Annotated in this window: 19 protein-coding genes; 1 reads left to right on the top strand and 18 read right to left on the bottom strand. The window is 40.9% G+C overall.

All coding sequences use genetic code 11. The features are described from left to right. Positions 1-78 precede the first annotated feature (78 nt). From rsmA to metG, 5 genes are all read right to left on the bottom strand, one after another. Positions 79-957: a 16S rRNA (adenine(1518)-N(6)/adenine(1519)-N(6))-dimethyltransferase RsmA gene (gene rsmA, locus MKX71_RS00270; protein WP_041054370.1), complete on the bottom strand. Its 879-nt coding sequence runs from the start codon at positions 955-957 to the stop codon at positions 79-81. After that, positions 950-1,510: a ribonuclease M5 gene (rnmV, locus tag MKX71_RS00265; RefSeq protein ID WP_015253010.1), complete on the bottom strand. Its 561-nt coding sequence runs from the start codon at positions 1,508-1,510 to the stop codon at positions 950-952. The genes rsmA and rnmV overlap by 8 nt, the downstream gene beginning before the upstream one ends. Positions 1,511-1,654: 144 nt before the next feature. Beyond that, a complete protein-coding gene (locus MKX71_RS00260) occupies positions 1,655-2,968 on the bottom strand; it encodes a ubiquitin-like domain-containing protein (protein ID WP_339231619.1) in 1,314 nt (437 codons plus the stop codon). 155 nt (positions 2,969-3,123) lie between these two features. Further along, positions 3,124-3,891, bottom strand: a complete 768-nt coding sequence (locus tag MKX71_RS00255; protein WP_220396527.1) for a TatD family hydrolase — start codon at positions 3,889-3,891, stop codon at positions 3,124-3,126. A 78-nt stretch (positions 3,892-3,969) separates the two neighbouring features. After that, positions 3,970-5,964 carry a methionine--tRNA ligase gene (gene metG, locus MKX71_RS00250; protein ID WP_089172433.1) on the bottom strand — a complete coding sequence of 665 codons (1,995 nt, stop codon included), beginning with the start codon at positions 5,962-5,964 and terminating at the stop codon, positions 3,970-3,972. A 494-nt stretch (positions 5,965-6,458) separates the two neighbouring features. Between metG and abrB the strand changes: the two genes are divergently transcribed. Next, positions 6,459-6,749 (top strand): transition state genes transcriptional regulator AbrB, encoded by a 291-nt coding sequence (abrB, locus tag MKX71_RS00245; RefSeq protein ID WP_003226760.1) that lies wholly within the window; start codon positions 6,459-6,461, stop codon positions 6,747-6,749. 48 nt (positions 6,750-6,797) lie between these two features. Here the strand turns inward: abrB and rsmI are convergent, their stop codons facing one another. The 13 genes from rsmI to csfB all read right to left on the bottom strand — a co-directional run bounded on the left by rsmI (position 6,798) and on the right by csfB (position 16,066). Then, positions 6,798-7,676 carry a 16S rRNA (cytidine(1402)-2'-O)-methyltransferase gene (rsmI, locus tag MKX71_RS00240; protein WP_339231618.1) on the bottom strand — a complete coding sequence of 293 codons (879 nt, stop codon included), beginning with the start codon at positions 7,674-7,676 and terminating at the stop codon, positions 6,798-6,800. Beyond that, positions 7,651-7,950 (bottom strand): GIY-YIG nuclease family protein, encoded by a 300-nt coding sequence (locus tag MKX71_RS00235; RefSeq protein ID WP_163130845.1) that lies wholly within the window; start codon positions 7,948-7,950, stop codon positions 7,651-7,653. Before MKX71_RS00235 ends, rsmI begins: the two co-directional genes overlap by 26 nt. Then, entirely contained in the window at positions 7,937-8,680 is a 744-nt protein-coding gene (locus MKX71_RS00230; RefSeq protein ID WP_003244526.1) for a tRNA1(Val) (adenine(37)-N6)-methyltransferase, read from the bottom strand. Before MKX71_RS00230 ends, MKX71_RS00235 begins: the two co-directional genes overlap by 14 nt. Before the next feature lie 58 nt (positions 8,681-8,738). Further along, positions 8,739-9,098, bottom strand: coding sequence for a replication initiation-control protein YabA (gene yabA / locus MKX71_RS00225; RefSeq protein ID WP_003218308.1), 360 nt, complete (start codon positions 9,096-9,098; stop codon positions 8,739-8,741). 14 nt (positions 9,099-9,112) lie between these two features. Next, positions 9,113-9,940, bottom strand: coding sequence for a competence/sporulation regulator complex protein RicT (ricT, locus tag MKX71_RS00220; RefSeq protein ID WP_151261945.1), 828 nt, complete (start codon positions 9,938-9,940; stop codon positions 9,113-9,115). 2 nt (positions 9,941-9,942) lie between these two features. Continuing rightward, positions 9,943-10,932 carry a DNA polymerase III subunit delta' gene (gene holB, locus MKX71_RS00215; protein ID WP_003244417.1) on the bottom strand — a complete coding sequence of 330 codons (990 nt, stop codon included), beginning with the start codon at positions 10,930-10,932 and terminating at the stop codon, positions 9,943-9,945. An 11-nt stretch (positions 10,933-10,943) separates the two neighbouring features. After that, complete coding sequence (locus MKX71_RS00210) at positions 10,944-11,384, bottom strand: YaaR family protein (protein WP_009966249.1); 441 nt, start codon at positions 11,382-11,384, stop codon at positions 10,944-10,946. A 12-nt stretch (positions 11,385-11,396) separates the two neighbouring features. Beyond that, the gene (gene darA, locus MKX71_RS00205) at positions 11,397-11,726 is read right to left on the bottom strand and encodes a cyclic di-AMP receptor DarA (protein ID WP_003242755.1); all 330 of its coding nucleotides are present in this window, start codon (positions 11,724-11,726) and stop codon (positions 11,397-11,399) included. Between the two features lie 73 nt (positions 11,727-11,799). Further along, positions 11,800-12,438, bottom strand: coding sequence for a dTMP kinase (tmk, locus tag MKX71_RS00200; RefSeq protein ID WP_038428261.1), 639 nt, complete (start codon positions 12,436-12,438; stop codon positions 11,800-11,802). Then, the gene (locus MKX71_RS00195; RefSeq protein ID WP_167407781.1) at positions 12,435-13,877 is read right to left on the bottom strand and encodes an aminotransferase class I/II-fold pyridoxal phosphate-dependent enzyme; all 1,443 of its coding nucleotides are present in this window, start codon (positions 13,875-13,877) and stop codon (positions 12,435-12,437) included. Before MKX71_RS00195 ends, tmk begins: the two co-directional genes overlap by 4 nt. 81 nt (positions 13,878-13,958) lie before the next feature. Beyond that, positions 13,959-15,119: a toxic anion resistance protein gene (locus MKX71_RS00190; RefSeq protein ID WP_033885427.1), complete on the bottom strand. Its 1,161-nt coding sequence runs from the start codon at positions 15,117-15,119 to the stop codon at positions 13,959-13,961. 18 nt (positions 15,120-15,137) lie between these two features. Next, the gene (locus MKX71_RS00185; protein ID WP_069963934.1) at positions 15,138-15,752 is read right to left on the bottom strand and encodes a 5-bromo-4-chloroindolyl phosphate hydrolysis family protein; all 615 of its coding nucleotides are present in this window, start codon (positions 15,750-15,752) and stop codon (positions 15,138-15,140) included. 119 nt (positions 15,753-15,871) lie between these two features. Continuing rightward, entirely contained in the window at positions 15,872-16,066 is a 195-nt protein-coding gene (gene csfB / locus MKX71_RS00180; RefSeq protein ID WP_003243294.1) for an anti-sigma-G factor, read from the bottom strand. Positions 16,067-16,113: the final 47 nt, after the last annotated feature.

The raw sequence follows: 16,113 nt of genomic DNA, 5'->3' as shown, positions 1-16,113 counted from the left end.
TTTCTTATCATTGAATGAAAGGTCCTTCTCTAGCCTATGTAGCGGCAGTCCATGTGGTGCGCAAAACAAAAAGCCCTTTTAGAAAAGGGCTTTATACAATCCGTTAGACAGCGCTGCGAACTCCTCAATAGACAGGGATTCACCTCGGCGCTTACCGTCAATATTTGTTTCTTTGAGCACTTGCTCAATCGTTGATTTTTGTGCTTTTCCTTCAGGCAGATTGTTAACTAAGTTATTGAGCAGCGTTTTACGGCGCTGTGCAAAGCTTGCCTTGATGAGCTGAAAGAAAAAGGATTCGTTTTCCACGTCCACTGCCGGGCCGTCTCGGAGAACCAGACGGATGACTGCGGAATCGACATTAGGCTGAGGAACAAATACGGTTTTCGGAACGATCATCACCGTTTTGGCTTCTGTATAAAACTGCACCGCGATTGAAAGCGAGCCGTACTCCTTAGATGAAGGATCAGCCGCCATGCGCTCAGCCACTTCTTTTTGCAACATGACCACAATTCCTTTCAGCGGAAGATGTTCTTCAAGCAGTTTCATGATAATCGGTGTTGTTACGTAATAAGGAAGGTTGGCAACTACCATAATCTCATCACAATCTTGAAATTGTTCTTCAATGACCGATTTGACATCAGCCTTTAACACGTCCTGATGAATGACAGTGACATTGTCGTAAGGTGACAGTGTATCCTTCAGAATCGGCAATAGTCGCTGGTCAATCTCAAATGCCACGACCTTTTTCGCCCGCTTGGCAAGCTGTTCGGTTAAAGCCCCGATTCCCGGGCCGATTTCAATGACACCTGTTTTCTCCGTCACTTCCGCGTGATCGACAATTCTGTTTAAAATGTTCGTATCAATTAAGAAATTCTGTCCTAAGCTCTTTTTAAAAGAAAAACCGTATTTCTTCAGTATCTCTTTCGTTCTAATCGGTGTCGCAATATCTTTATTCATTCTGTTCCTCCCGCATAACGGTATCGAGCGCACTCATAAAATCACTTTTTTTAATTTGAAACATTTGCAGCCGTTTTTGAAGCTGTTTACCATTTGTATAGCCGATTTTCAACAGATCACCCAGTCGTTCCCGGCGGCGTTTGGCCGCAGGTCCGCCTATTAGTCCGGCATGAATCAAATCCTCAGCTGAAATGTCACTCGGCTGCGCTTCCATCTCCTCATGCACATTTTCTAAACATGCCCTAATGCTTTCAACCGATGCATGCTCCACACCAATTCCCCGCTTGTTTTTAGGTTTGGCAAGATGTTTTGGCAAAAATGCATGCTTACAGCCGGGTACAGCCTCTGAGATGGTTTTGCGAATCTTCTCTCCCGGAAAGTCCGGATCCGTTAAAATAATGACGCCTCTGGTCTTCTGGGCCAAACGGATTTGGTCAATCACATGATCATCGATGGCTGAACCATTTGTTTCAATTGTGTCTGCATCAACAGCCAATTTGATGCGGGCCGTATCGTCACGCCCCTCGACCACAATGATCTCTTTAATTTTCATTATTTCCTCCAAGACAAAATAAAAACTTTTGTATATTCATGAAACTTTTTCTTATGTCGAGCGTCTAATAAGCAGAAAATGCACTTTGTCTATTATAACGAAAAAAACAGAGGGCGCAAAACCCTCTGAATACATAATTATATACTAATTTAAGATTTTAATTTTGACTGTTTTATTTCCCCATCGGTACGCCGATGATTTCTCTGGGAAAAAGACGTCTATCTTGTTCCCTTTAATCGCTGAACCGGTATCTGCAGCAATGGCATATCCATAGCCTTCCACGTGGACTTTGGAGCCTAGCGGAATGACATTTGGATCCACAGCGATGACTTTGGCATTCGGATTATTTTTTAAATTGACGCCTGTCGCTGTATGTCCTGAACAACCGCTGCAGCTTGCCGTATAAGCCGTAGATGATACAGTCATGACTTTGCCTGTTGATTCATTGCTGCGGGACACAACTGTTTTTGAATCACCTGAAGCACTGACCGTTTCAACTTTTGGACTGCTTTGCTTTGTGCCGACAGCAATCACTTTATCTTTGCTTTGTTCAGCTGTTTCTTCTTTTACAAGCTCTCTGGACACTTCTTTACCGTTTTCTTTAACGACTTCGAAATGTTTTTTTAGCTTGCCTTCTTTTCCTTTTTGGACGACCATTTCTTTCCCTTTTTCAAGAGAAGCGTCTTCTTGCTTTTTCACATCGAACGCAATCTTCTCTTCAACTACATCGGTGACCTTTTCGATACGAGTAATTGTAATATCAGCCTTTCCTTTCGTCAGCTTTGCATCTAACGCAGGCTTGATTTTATCTTCGTCTTTTATGTTCATCTTTTGCTGTTTTAAAAAGTCAGCGACCGTAGTCGAAGTCGTCCAGATCTTCTTTTGTTTCCCTGCATCATTCACAGTAACCTGAAATGCGGGCTCTATGTTAATCTTCATGTCTTTCGAAATATCTGTATCTATTGCGGGATCAATTTGATCTTGTTCTTTCACATCAACATCATGTTCGTCCAGTAATGCACCGACCGTTTTTGCTGTTGACCATAACGTCTTTTCTTCCCCGTTTATTGTAAGCTTCACAGGTTTTGCAGCCTCATACACAACGTCCATGTCTGCTGTTATCTTTGTCTGTTTAGCAGGTGTGATCTTGTCTTCGTCTCTTGTCTTTATATCAAGCGTCTCCAAAAGATCACCGACTGTATTTTCATGTGTGCGTATATGTTTCTTTTTGCCATTGATAGAAACTGAGACTGATTGTTTCGTCAGCTCATGAGCCGCGTACGCAGTCCCGCTTCCTGCCAAAAGCAAACAAGCAGCAACCAGAATGACTTTGCTTTTGCTAAGCTTTACGGAAAACAGCTTTTTCATTTTTTGTGTGATGAAAAACGCCTCCTTCTCCTCGGAGAGATTATATAGAGTATCTAAAAGGCTGTCAACCCTCCCTTCTCTTTCTCCCAAAAGCTCAGTGTCCTCTTCATTATCCTGAAATACACTGAGAAACGGAAGAAAGACTTGTCGACAAACCTATCCTATGAGGAGAAGAAAGCATGTAGAACTTTTATAGAAAAACGCTGTAAGGGACAAGCTCTTACAAAACCCGCTAGCGTTTTTTGTCAGTTTATACGGAAAAGTCTTTTCGCATTTTCAGTCGTGATGGAAGCAATCTCTTCAAAGGTCATTTCTTTTAATTCGGCGATTTGTTCTGCCACATATTTCACATAGCTTGGCTCATTTCTTTTCCCGCGGAAAGGGTGCGGTGTGAGAAACGGGCAGTCCGTTTCAATCAGCAGCCGGTCATTGGGAATTTCCTTCACTACTTCCTTCGGTTTCTTCGCATTTTTAAATGTCACCGGTCCCCCAAATGATAAATAAAAATTCATTTTCATGCATTCTCTTGCCACTTCCGTACTTCCTGTAAAGCAGTGCATGATTCCGCCCACAGCTTCTGCGCCTTCCTCTTTCAAAATGGTCACGACATCCTCCGTTGCATCACGGTTATGAATTATAATAGGCAAATTGACCTCTTTCGCTAAGGCGATTTGTTTTCTAAACACCTCTTTTTGAATATCTTTAGGTGATTTATCCCAATGATAATCCAGTCCCATTTCCCCTATCGCTACCACTTTCTCATGAGCAGAAAGCTCTTTAATCCACGCTAAGTCTTCCTCTGTCATGTCAATAGCGTCAACAGGGTGCCAGCCAATGGCTGCATAAATAAAATCATATTCCTCAATCATTTCCATCGCACGGGTAATCGTCGGACGGTCAAAACCAACTACGACAATTCGTTCAACTTTTTCAGCTTTTGCCCGTTCAATAACCTCTTCAAGATCAGTATCATATTGTTCTGCATTTAAATGCGCGTGAGTGTCAAACAACATAAGTGAAAAACTCCTTTCTTGTCGAAACACAAAAGGTGTTCGACGAATTGTTACACGTGAAACACCTTTTGTTTATCATTATTTAATTCTTGTGCCTTTTGGTAACGACTGATCGATAGATACGACCTTTAAAACGCCGTCTGCTTCTCCTGCAAGGATCATACCTTGAGAAAGCTCTCCTCTGAGTTTAACCGGTTTTAGATTTGTTACACAAACGAGTTTTTTTCCAACAAGCTCTTCAGGCGTATAATGCTTCGCAATGCCGGATACCACTTGGCGCTTTTCAAAACCAAGATCAAGCTGCAGCTTCAATAAACGGTCTGCTTTTTTCACTGGTTCTGCCTCAATGACCTCAGCTACGCGAAGCTCTACATCCATAAATTGATCAATCGTAATTTCAGGTAAACGATCGACCTCTTGCGGCTCTTCTTCTTTTGTTTCTTCTTTCGCTGGTGCCGAACCTTGCATTTTCTCTTTGATGTAAGCAATTTCTTCTTCTGCCTCTAAACGAGGGAACAATGGATCGCCTTTTTGTACTTTTGTATCTTTCAGCTGGCCGAAAGTTGTAATGCTGTCCCAAGCTTTTAAAGATTCATCAGTAATGCCCAGCTGCTCGAACATTTTTTCAGGTGTTTTTGTTAAGAATGGCTGAAGCAGTACCGCTGAAATACGCAATGATTCAGCGAGATGATACATAACTGATCGCAATTCTTCTTCTTTTGCCGGATCTTTCGCAAGCACCCATGGAGCTGTCTCGTCAATGTATTTGTTTGTGCGGCTGATGAGCTGCCATAAAGTCGAAAGTGCTACCGAGAACTCCATATTTTCCATTGCTTTCTCATAAGCTTTCACTGTTTCTTCAGCAACAGAAGTGAGCGTTTGGTCAAATTCCGTAACAGCACCTTTGTAAGAACCAATTTGTCCGTCAAAATACTTATTGATCATCGCAACAGTACGATTCAATAGATTTCCTAAATCATTCGCTAAATCATAGTTGATTCGCTCAACAAATCCTTCCGGCGTGAAAACACCGTCTGATCCGAACGGCACTTCGCGAAGCAAGTAATAGCGAAGTTCGTCTAAACCATAGCGTTCAATTAATGTAACCGGATCTACAACGTTTCCTTTTGATTTCGACATTTTTCCGTCTTTCATCAAAAGCCATCCATGCGCGAATACTTGCTTTGGCAGCGGAAGATCCAGCGCCATCAGCATAATTGGCCAGTAAATAGTATGGAATCGTACAATCTCCTTACCGACTAAATGAACATCGGCAGGCCAATATTTTTGATAAAGCTCATCATTTTCTGTATCATAACCGAGTGCCGTTAAATAGTTAAATAGTGCGTCAATCCAAACATATACAACATGCTTTGGATTTTCCGGCACCTTCACGCCCCAATCAAAAGTGGTACGTGATACTGCCAAATCCTCAAGTCCAGGTTTGATAAAGTTATTAATCATTTCGTTTTTGCGTGATTCTGGCTGAATGAATGTCGGGTTTTCTTCATAGTATTTCAGAAGTCGATCCGCGTATTTCCCCATGCGGAAGAAATAAGATTCCTCTTTGATCAATTCAACTGGGTGACCGCTGTCAGGGCTTTTTCCGCCGATGACCTCTCCCTTTTCATTCCGCTCAATATCAACGAGCTGAGTTTCCGTGTAGAACGTTTCATCAGGGATGCTGTACCAGCCTTCATACTCATCAAGATAGATGTCCCCGTTATCAAGAAGCTTTTGAAACACCTTTTCAATGACAACTTTATGCCGTTTTTCTGTCGTGCGGATAAAGTCGTCGTTTGAGATTTCAAGCTGCTTCCACAGTTTTTGAATATCTGCCGCTGCGCGATCCACATACTCCTGAGGTGTAATGTTTTCCTGTTCAGCTTTTTGCTGGATCTTTTGTCCATGCTCGTCCGTTCCCGTTAAATAGCGAACATCGAACCCTTTTAATCTTTTGTAACGTGCCATTGCATCTCCTGCGACTGTCGTATATGCATGGCCGATATGTAATTTTCCGCTCGGATAATAAATCGGTGTTGTAATGTAAAATGTATTGTTTTCTTGCGGCATCTTGAAACCTCCTAATCAGAATGTCAAAAAGCTCCCGCCCAAAGGACGAGAGCGGCGATAAGTGCAAATCATATATGAATATTATTTATATTTATCCTTTATCTATGATACCATCTTAGCCTTTAAGATCAAGAATATATACATACACCCTGAAAAAGAATAATTAAAATTAAAAATCTTTAATGAAAATAAAAAAAGTCTGTTCGTGTCGAATTTTGTCGTATATAATCAAATGAAATAAAAAACTTTGGTTCGAAAGTCTTGATTTAAAAGGATTTTTAGTAGGATAATAGCTTTATTAAATATTTATAAAATGCTGTTATTTCGGTAGTTTCTAAGACATTACTGACTATAAGAACTAATTCTTACAATCAATAGTAAACAAAATGATTGACGATTATTGGAAACCTTGTTATGCTATGAAGGTAAGGATTTTGTCGAATAATGACGAAGAAAAATATAATTTAAACAAATAAGTATCTCTTGGGAGGAGAATGTTTATGAAATCTACTGGTATTGTACGTAAAGTTGATGAATTAGGACGTGTAGTTATTCCTATCGAACTGCGTCGTACTCTTGGAATCGCAGAAAAAGATGCTCTTGAAATCTATGTTGATGATGAAAAAATCATCCTTAAAAAATATAAACCAAACATGACTTGCCAAGTAACTGGTGAAGTTTCTGATGATAACCTTAAACTTGCAGGCGGTAAATTGGTTCTTAGTAAAGAAGGCGCTGAGCAAATCATCAGCGAAATCCAAAACCAGCTTCAAAACCTTAAATAATCATTTCTTGTACAAAAAACGTTCTTGTTATGACACAAGAACGTTTTTTTATTGGTTAATATGGTAAGCATCGTACACTTCACGCTTTGGTACATTGCGATCGACTGCTGCTTTTTTAATGGCTTCTTTAGACGTAGCGCCTTTCGAGATGTAATGCTCGACATGTTCTTTCGCAGTGAGGGTTTCCCACCATTGTTCTTCCTCATCTACCTCTTCATTATTACTTCCTTCTACGACAAGACAAAACTCGCCGCGTATCTGATCTTCGTTTGCCCATCCAATGACCTCGGATATCGTTCCTCGGATAAACTCTTCATATTTCTTAGTGAGTTCACGCGTTACAGCAATTTCCCGATCTCCTAATATCTCTGCCATCGCTGACAAGGTTTCCTTCAATCTGTGAGGCGCTTCATAAAAAATGATCGTTTCCCGCCGTTTTTTAAGGGCTTCAAGCTCCTTCTTCTTTTCTTTTTTCTGTCTGTTGAGAAAACCGTAAAAGAAAAAAGGCTGCGGTACAATACCTGAAGCAATAAGAGCTGTTAATGCGGCATTTGCTCCCGGCAACGGAACAACATAACCGCCTATATCCGTAAAATCCTTTACAATTTCCGCTCCGGGATCAGAAATCGTCGGCAGACCAGCATCACTGACAAGAGCAATGTTTTTTCCCGACTTCAGCCATTCAATAATTTTGTGCCCACTGCTTTCTTTATTGTGTTCGTGATAGCTGACGAGCGGTGTTTCAATTTCATATACATGACAAAGCTTTTTCGTTTGCCTCGTATCTTCCGCAGCAATCGCATCCACCGATTTCAGCGTGTCGATCGCCCGGAATGTCATATCCTCTAGATTTCCGATTGGGGTTGGGACCAAGTAAAGAATCCCCATGTCCGACTTTCCATTAAAGCTCTTTTGGCGCCTTAACATATACAGCCTCCTTGCTGTTCCGCTTTTCTTCTATATAAAGCTCTTTTTTCTTCCGAGTTAGTTTTTTGAAATAATATTCCGCCTGCATAGCTTCCCGCTTTGTTGAAAAGCTCTCGGCAAAAATTAATTCAACCGGACGTCTTACTTTTGTGTACTTTGCGCCCTTTCCATCATTGTGCGTTTTCACTCGTTTATGCAGATCGTTGGTATATCCGGCATACCAGCTATTGTCCTTACATTTCACGACGTAGAAGAAATGGTTATTTGTCTCCATATAAAATGGTCCTGATTTCTTTTGTATATTCATTTTGTTCATCATAAACGAATAAGGGAGGAAGAATTTTCAAATCTGGGCGCCCGCCTTTGATACCTTCAACCAGAATGGTATTGGCTTCTTTCCCTTGCTTCGGATAGACAAATTGTACACGTTTCGGCTCGATTTGATAAGCCTTCATCAGTTCAAAAATCTCCAGAAGCCTTCCCGGCCGGTGAACAAGAGCTGCTTTTCCCCCTTGCTTGAGCAGCTTGCTGCTGACTGAAATGACATCCTCCAGCGTGCAGTGGATTTCATGTCTTGCGATTCGGAGATGCTCGTTCATGTTTTGTTCAGTTTGTTTCGGCGTTTTAAAATACGGCGGATTGCAGGTGACAACATCATATCGATTATGTCCAAGTTTCTCCGGCATGTTTTTCAGGTCATCATGTATGATCTGGATCTGATCGTCCAGCTTATTATACTCCACGCTGCGAACAGCCATATCATGCAGCCGTTCTTGAATTTCGACTCCCAGAATGTCTGCTTTTGATCTTGTACTGAGCAGCAGCGGCACAATACCATTGCCGGTGCATAAATCAACAATTTTCCCTTTTTGAATCGGAACGTACGCAAATTTGGACAGAAGCACAGCGTCCAACGAAAAAGCAAACACTGTTGGGCTTTGTATGATTTTCATGTCCTCTGCCAGCAAATAATCTAATCTTTCATCATCATGTAATGAAACCATCTTCTTATCCTTTCAGTACCTTTGAAAAAGGCTCCCGTCTTATGCGGAAGCCTTTTCCCTATTTTTTATTTAAGAATGACAGACAGAAAAGACAATCCTCTTTTCGAACACTTCCATAGTGGACATTGCAGATATGAAATCCTTCTTGATACAGACGTGCCAGATTATCATATCCTTCCCCTATATCAGTTTGCTCTGTCTTCTGTGTTTTTGATTCTTTTTTATCAGCTTTGAACTTTTCAATCTGCTGCGTCGTATCGTCCAGCCGTTTGCGCAAATGCTTGTTTTCAAGCTGTAAATGATGATTTTCCTCAATCATCTCACCGATATGCTGCTTCAAATCCCCCAGCTGCCGGTACAGTGAGCCAATTTGTTCTTCTAAGTTAATGACTGTATCAAATAACTCTTTTTTATCCAAGGTTCCACACCTCGTTAATCTGTGGTTTGTGCGGATACGACGCCCTCTTCCAAGAGCTCTTCCCAAGTATATTCTATCACTTTTTCACGGTTTATCAGTTCCACCTGAAGCACCCGTTCCAGAATATTTAGTCCGACGACCTTCGCGGGACCGTTTGCTGTCGTAATCATTTCTCCTATATCCGGAAGCTGTTCTTTTGCCGTCTCATACTCATCGTTCTCATATTTTAGACAGCACATCAATCGTCCGCAAAGACCCGAAATCTTCGTAGGATTTAAAGACAAGTTCTGATCCTTGGCCATTTTAATGGAAACGGGTTCAAAATCTCCAAGGAACGTTGAACAGCAAAGCATTCTTCCGCAAGGACCGATTCCTCCGAGCATTTTTGCCTCATCCCTTACTCCGATTTGGCGCAGCTCAATTCTTGTCTTAAAGATAGAAGCCAAATCCTTTACAAGCTCTCTAAAGTCGACTCGGCCGTCAGCAGTGAAGTAAAAAATGACTTTATTGCGATCAAACGTGAATTCAACATCGACCAGCTTCATATCCAAGCCATGATCAATCACTTTCTTTTGGCAGATATCAAATGCTGATAGTGCTTCCTGTTTATTTTCTTCTACAATGAGAAGATCGCGCTCGTCTGCCACACGTATCACTTTTCGAAGGGGAAGCACCACATCATGCTCATCCACCTGTTTATTTGCAATTACGACCTGGCCGTACTCAACGCCTCTGACAGTTTCTACAATTACGCAGCTGTCATGTTCTATATGAAATCCATTCGGATCAAAATAATATATTTTACCCGCTTTCTTAAAGCGGACACCAATTACATTGTACAAGCTTATCCCTCCTGCAACATTAACACCAAGTGCTCCATTAATCCTTGTACATTCACATTGGAATGAAGCCGTTTCTTTGCTTCTAAAACAGCAAGTATCTGATTCGTAACGCTTTGTTGTGTTGATTGTAGCGCATGCTGTTTTATTGATTGGAATAAGTCTTGATAAATCAATTTATCTTCATTTCCTATTTGGATGGACAACACATCACGATATATCAATAAGAGCATATCAAGACCCATTTCTTGATGGGTTTTTTCTTTGAAAAAGGGCATCCATTGATCTTGAATAAAGAAAAAAGCATGTCCTTTCCGCTGGTGTAGGACTTCATACAATTTTATCACTTTCGCTCTAGACTCTGCAAACTCATCATTTCGACTTAATTCGACTGCTTCTGCTACATTATTAGTCATGTTGGCCAGAAGCCTTGCCATATGAGGCGAGACGTCCTGTTCGATCAGTCTGTCTTCAATTGCTTTCGGCTGCAAAGGCTGAAAAGGAAGGGTTTGGCATCTTGAAATGATGGTATCCAATAACCTTTGGGGCTGCTCAGTGATGAGGACGGCCATTGTGTCTTTGTTCGGTTCTTCTAAAAATTTCAGCAGGCTGTTCGCCGCATTTGCTGTCATTTGATCTGCGTGCGAAATAATATACAGCTTTTTATGCGATTCAAGTCCTGTCTTAGAAAACTCTTCTTGGAGCGCTTGAATTTGCGCCTTTTTGATTGATAAGCCATCAGGCTGAACAAGATGGAGATCAGGATGGTTCCCTGACTCTATCCGTTTACAGTTTCGGCAGCTCTCACAAGGCTCCGCGCCACCCTCCAGACAAAAGAAGCTTTTTGCAAGAAGCAGCGCGGCGTCAAGCTTGCCTGTTCCTTTTTTCCCCTCAAACAAATAAGCGTGTGATAGTCTGTCCTTCTCAATACTATTATATAAAAGCTTCATCACTCTGGGCTGAAGCTCGTTCATTTCCTTCCAGGATATTGCCATTGTATCACTCTCTATGTGTAAAGGTTAATTAATAAACCTTTTATTTCGCCAATACGCTCCAGCAAATCAATTGCCGGTTTTTCCTGATCCATCATCTCTTCCGTAAGCTGTATCAATTTGTCATCTATTTCTTTCACAAGTCCCAGCGTTCTGCTGTTCCCGTAAAGGTCAAAGCTTTTCGATGTTTCATGTGAAAGGCCGCTGTCCACAGCTTCTTTGACAAAACGTTTCACAAGTCCTTTAAATCTCGCTAAGTCTTTAAAATTCCGAGATTTCGTTAGCCTTTTTCCGAATGCTTCTATATCAGATAACAGCCTGGTAAGCTGATCAAGCTTCATTTTGCTGCTTTGGTTTTCCATTGATGTTTTAAACGATGCTGTGATCTCAGATGTTTTCACAGAGGGAATCTGCTTATTATCTATAAATGTACGTATATCTTTATTAATTTTCACAGTTTCAGATCCTTAAAATTGATGAAATTCATCGACTGGAAGGACAAATACTGTCGCTCCGCCAACTTCAACTTCGACTGGATAAGGGACATAGGAATCAGCATTTCCGCCCATTGGAGATACAGGGGCAATCATCTGATCACGTTTCTGCCCGTTTTCTTTAATGAGACTCAACGCTTTATTGACGCGTATATCCTCGACACCGATCATAAACGTTGTATTGCCTGATTTAAGAAATCCTCCTGTCGTCGCAAGCTTTGTGACTCTGAAGTTGTGATCCGTTAAGGTTTTCAAAAGTCTGTTGCTGTCCTGATCTTGTACAACTGCCACTATCAATTTCATCTGTGAAGGCCTCCTTTAGATTGGAAACAACGTGATCTCGTTTACATTATTATATCAACTATTGGGAAACAGGTCACAATTGAATTTTTTTCAACGCTTCATCGATTACCTTTAGAACATCCTGAACGACGAGGTCTTTGGATTGACCGGCATCAACTGAATGATATCTTTCCGGAAATCGCTTCATCAGCTCTTGATAACCTTCTTGTACTTTTGTATGAAAGTCCAGTTTTTCTAAATCGAGCCTGTTTTTCTCCCGTGAGCCGTTTGCGTAAATACGCTTCAGTCCTTCTTCCGGATCAATTGAAAAATAAACCGTTACATGGGGCATCATATCTCCAATGGCAAATTCATTAATGGACAGAACCTCATCAATTCCAAGTCCTCTTGCATATCCTTGATACGCAAGAGAACTGTCTATGAATCTGTCGCAAAGAACGATAAACCCCTGTTCTAAAGCAGGTTTTACTTTTTCAACTAAATGCTGGCGTCTTGCAGCCGCATATAAGAGAGCTTCTGTTTTTGGGTCCATTAATGTATTGTTCTCATTCAGAATAACCTCTCGAATTTGTTCTGCAATATCTATTCCGCCTGGCTCTCGAGTTGCCATAACCTGAAGGCCTTCTGCTGTCAGTATGTTTTTGATCTCCTGCAGAACAGTCGTTTTTCCTGCACCTTCAGGACCTTCGAATGTAATAAATAAACCGCTCATGATTTCTCCTCTTCTATATAAACAAGTAGTTGTTTCTCTTTGATTTTCATATTCCCTTGAACATGCGTTTTCATGCTGATCAAGCGGCTGAGCTTTTGCACACTTTCTTTTGTTATTCTTTCTCCCGCCATAATCATCGGGATACCCGGAGGATAAGGGATGATATCTTCTGCATTCAGCCGGCCAGCTGCTTCCTCAAAGTCCACATATTCTTTCTTAAACGAATGTAAGACCTTTTTTGGATAAGGCAAGACAGTAACAGGCTGCACTCCCCATTCTGCAGAAACAAACGCCTGATCCGGAGGCGTTTTCTCAATCTCTTCATCAATGCTTCTAATGGTTTCAGCATTTATTCTCCGTTTTCCCCCCAATGGGAGAACGAGCAGAACTTGATTTTCATCAGCAAGCTCAGTGAATATGTTAGCACGCTCTAAAATGCTTTGCAGCGTATAGCCAGAATGCCCGCGTTTTGAACGAATTGTGAGCTTCAGCGGGTCCGTGATGATCAGTGGATTAGCAGGGTTAACAGCTTCAGCATTTGTAAGTGAATCAAACGTTTGTTTAAGTGTTTGTATCCGCTGCAGAATGTCAGAAAGCTTTTGTTCTTCTATAATATGCTGTACATAAGCGCGGGCAATATCTAACGAAGCCATAATCGGATAAGACGGGCTGCTGCTTTGTAATCGGTTTAAATACTCTGCCACCCGATCCCTGTTAATCCTGCAGCTGCTGTTGAGATGCAAATAAGAACCCATCGTCATGGCAGGCAACGTTTTGTGGGCCGACTGAACAACAATATCTGCCCCCATTTTTAAAGCTGAGACCGGAAAAGGCTCACCTAAAATAAAATGTGCGCCATGCGCTTCATCGACCAAAACAGGAATCCCGTAATGATGGGCTTCAGTAATGATCTCAGTCAAATCAGCACTATGTCCGTAATATGTCGGATTGGTAAGTACCAAGCCTTTCGCATCTGGATATGCTTCCAGGGCCTCTTTAATTGTTCCAAGCGGAACATGCGTAGGCACATGCATCGCTGAATCAACGTCAGGTGCAAGATAAACCGGCTCAGCACCGGACAAATCAACAGCATGAAATACAGATTTATGACAGTTTCTTTGAACCAGAATTGTATCACCAGGTTCACAAACAGATAAAATCATCGCTAAGTTTCCGACAGTCGTACCATTTACCAGAAAAAAACTTTCCGCCGATCCATATAATTGACTGGCAAGCTCCTGAGCTTCCTTAATCACCCCAGAAGGATGATGGAGATCATCCAGTCCTGCCAGTTCAGTTACATCAATGGTGAGAAGCGGATCGAATATTGACTTAGCGTCATCAAAAAAGACATCTCCATTGTGATGTCCCGGAACATGAAATGAATGAGAATTTCTTCTCGCATGTTGAATTAATGCTTTATATAAAGGTGTGTTCATGAAAACAATCCTTTGAATGTGTCTTCTTACACCTTATTATATCGTGCCTCTGACAGAACTTAAAGCCAGACTTACTGGTAACTATCTTTCCTTTATTGTAAGCAGCTTTTGCTTTAGGTCGCCTTCCATCATCATCAGCTCTTCTTCTGCCTGACGGCGTTTGATTCGTCCTTCTTCTTGTATAGTCAGTGTTTCTTCAAGCGTGCTTATTAAGCTTTCCTGCACCTTTTTTAAGGTATCTATATCAACAAGGCCTCGTTCATTTGCTCGTACAGTTTCAATTGTATTGGTTTTTAAAAGCTCCGCATTTTTCAGCAAAAGCTCATTGGTTGTATCAGATACTTTCTGCTGTGCATCCACTGCATTGCGCTGCCTTAAAAGCGTCAGTGCAATGGCAACTTGATTTTTCCATAACGGAATCGCTGTCACAATGGATGACTGAATCTTTTCAGCTAACGCTTGGTTTGTATTTTGAATCAGCCTGATTTGCGGTGCACTTTGGATTGTAATTTGCCTGCTCAGCAGCAAATCATGCACCCTTTTATCTAACCGGTCAGCAAATTGAATTAAATCATTCACCTCTTGAACGGCCATTTGGTTATGATCACTCGATTCAGCCTGTTGCTTCAGTTCAGGAATCGTTTTTGTTTTTAATTCCTCCAGCTTCAGTTCTCCTGCAGCAATATAAACATTCAGCGCGGCAAAATATTCTTTATTTTTTTCATATAACTGCTCTAACAGCTTGTTGTCACTGATTAAAGCATTTTTAGAGTGCTCCAGCTTCAAGCTGATTTTGTCTATCTGCACACTGGTCTTTTGGTATTTAGACAGCACCTCTTGAAGAGAACTTGATACTCTTCCAAACATGCGTGCCAAAAAACCCTTTTTCTTAGATTGGAGATCATCAGGATTTACTTGCTCCAGCTTTTTCATCAGCTCTCCAAGTATTTCGCCAATCTCCCCGACATCCTTCTTTTGAACATGATTAATCATATCATGAGAAAAGTTCAGCAGTTTAGATTGAGCTTGTGAACCGTATAAGACAATGCTTTGCATATTTTTATGATCAATCTGTCCAGCAAGCTGAATTGCTTTTTCCTTGTTTTCCTCAGGAAGAACATCAACAAGCCGTACTTGCTCTTTCTCTGCTTTTACAGCCTCCGAACCTGGTATCTCTATGTTACCACCAAAAGGATCTGCCAATAATTCATCTATATGAAGGTCGCTTTGGTCTCGGTTCATCGCTCTTACCCTCTTCCCTTATTTCTTTAATGAATGTTTTGCTGCGTCTAATTCAAACTGCAACTCGTCAATTTCATCACCCATTACTTGAGTTAAATCTTCCTCTAAACGCTTGGTCAATTCAGTAAGAGTGATGCGTGTCTCACTTAACGACATCGACAGTTCTTTGCTTTTTTTTGGGTGAGATGATAGAAAAGCATACTTCTCTGTCAATTCAACAACCGAATCGAGAGTTTGATAAAAAAATCGTTCTGCCTGATAAAACCGCTTTGGCTCTTTTTTGGTGAGGAGATAAATCCTTCTCACAATCCTTAGCATTTCTGCATTTTGCTTAAACATTTGAATGCTTTTAGCCTGAAACAAGGCTTTCCTAAGACGGATCATTTTCTGCCTTGCTTCCTCTAAATTTTTCTTAATATAAGCATACTCTCTTCCTGTCAATTCATGCTTTTTAAGAAATAACCGTCTTGCATTCCAGATGCCAGCTATATATACGGCTGCTCCAGAAGCAAGCCCATAAACAATAGATAAAAAAAGCGACTGGTTTAAACCAAAAAAGCTCAATATTCCAATGAAAACAAAAGTCGCACTGCTAGTTAAACTCCACATCAAAAAGTGAAAAAATCTCTGCATGAGATAATCGACTCCTGTGTCTATACTCAGTTTTAATATTATTATCTACTACGTTCAATCCTTAAACAAGTTTCATCTTCTTTTTATTATTAAGAGTACAAAAAAAGACCTTTTCAGGTCTATGAATATAATGGCGGTGTATGAATGCTCTTTAGTTTTTTTACGTAAAACGCATAGTCAGGATCAGAAGTTGATGTAGAAATTACTTTTCTCTCACAATCTAAGCATATGAATTTCGTATAAAGATGAATGCCTCTATTCTTCTCTTGATCACAAATCACACATGTATGATTAAGTTTAACTGTTTCGTCCATCTTCTCCACCTCCGTACAGTTAGCCTCCCCTTAAAACGGATATTGTA

The sequence above is a fragment of the Bacillus sp. FSL M8-0071 genome, from assembly GCF_037975455.1.
GTDB lineage: Bacteria > Bacillota > Bacilli > Bacillales > Bacillaceae > Bacillus > Bacillus subtilis.
The sequence above is the reverse complement of the archived record's forward strand: the minus strand, read 5'-3'. Positions and strand labels throughout refer to the sequence as shown.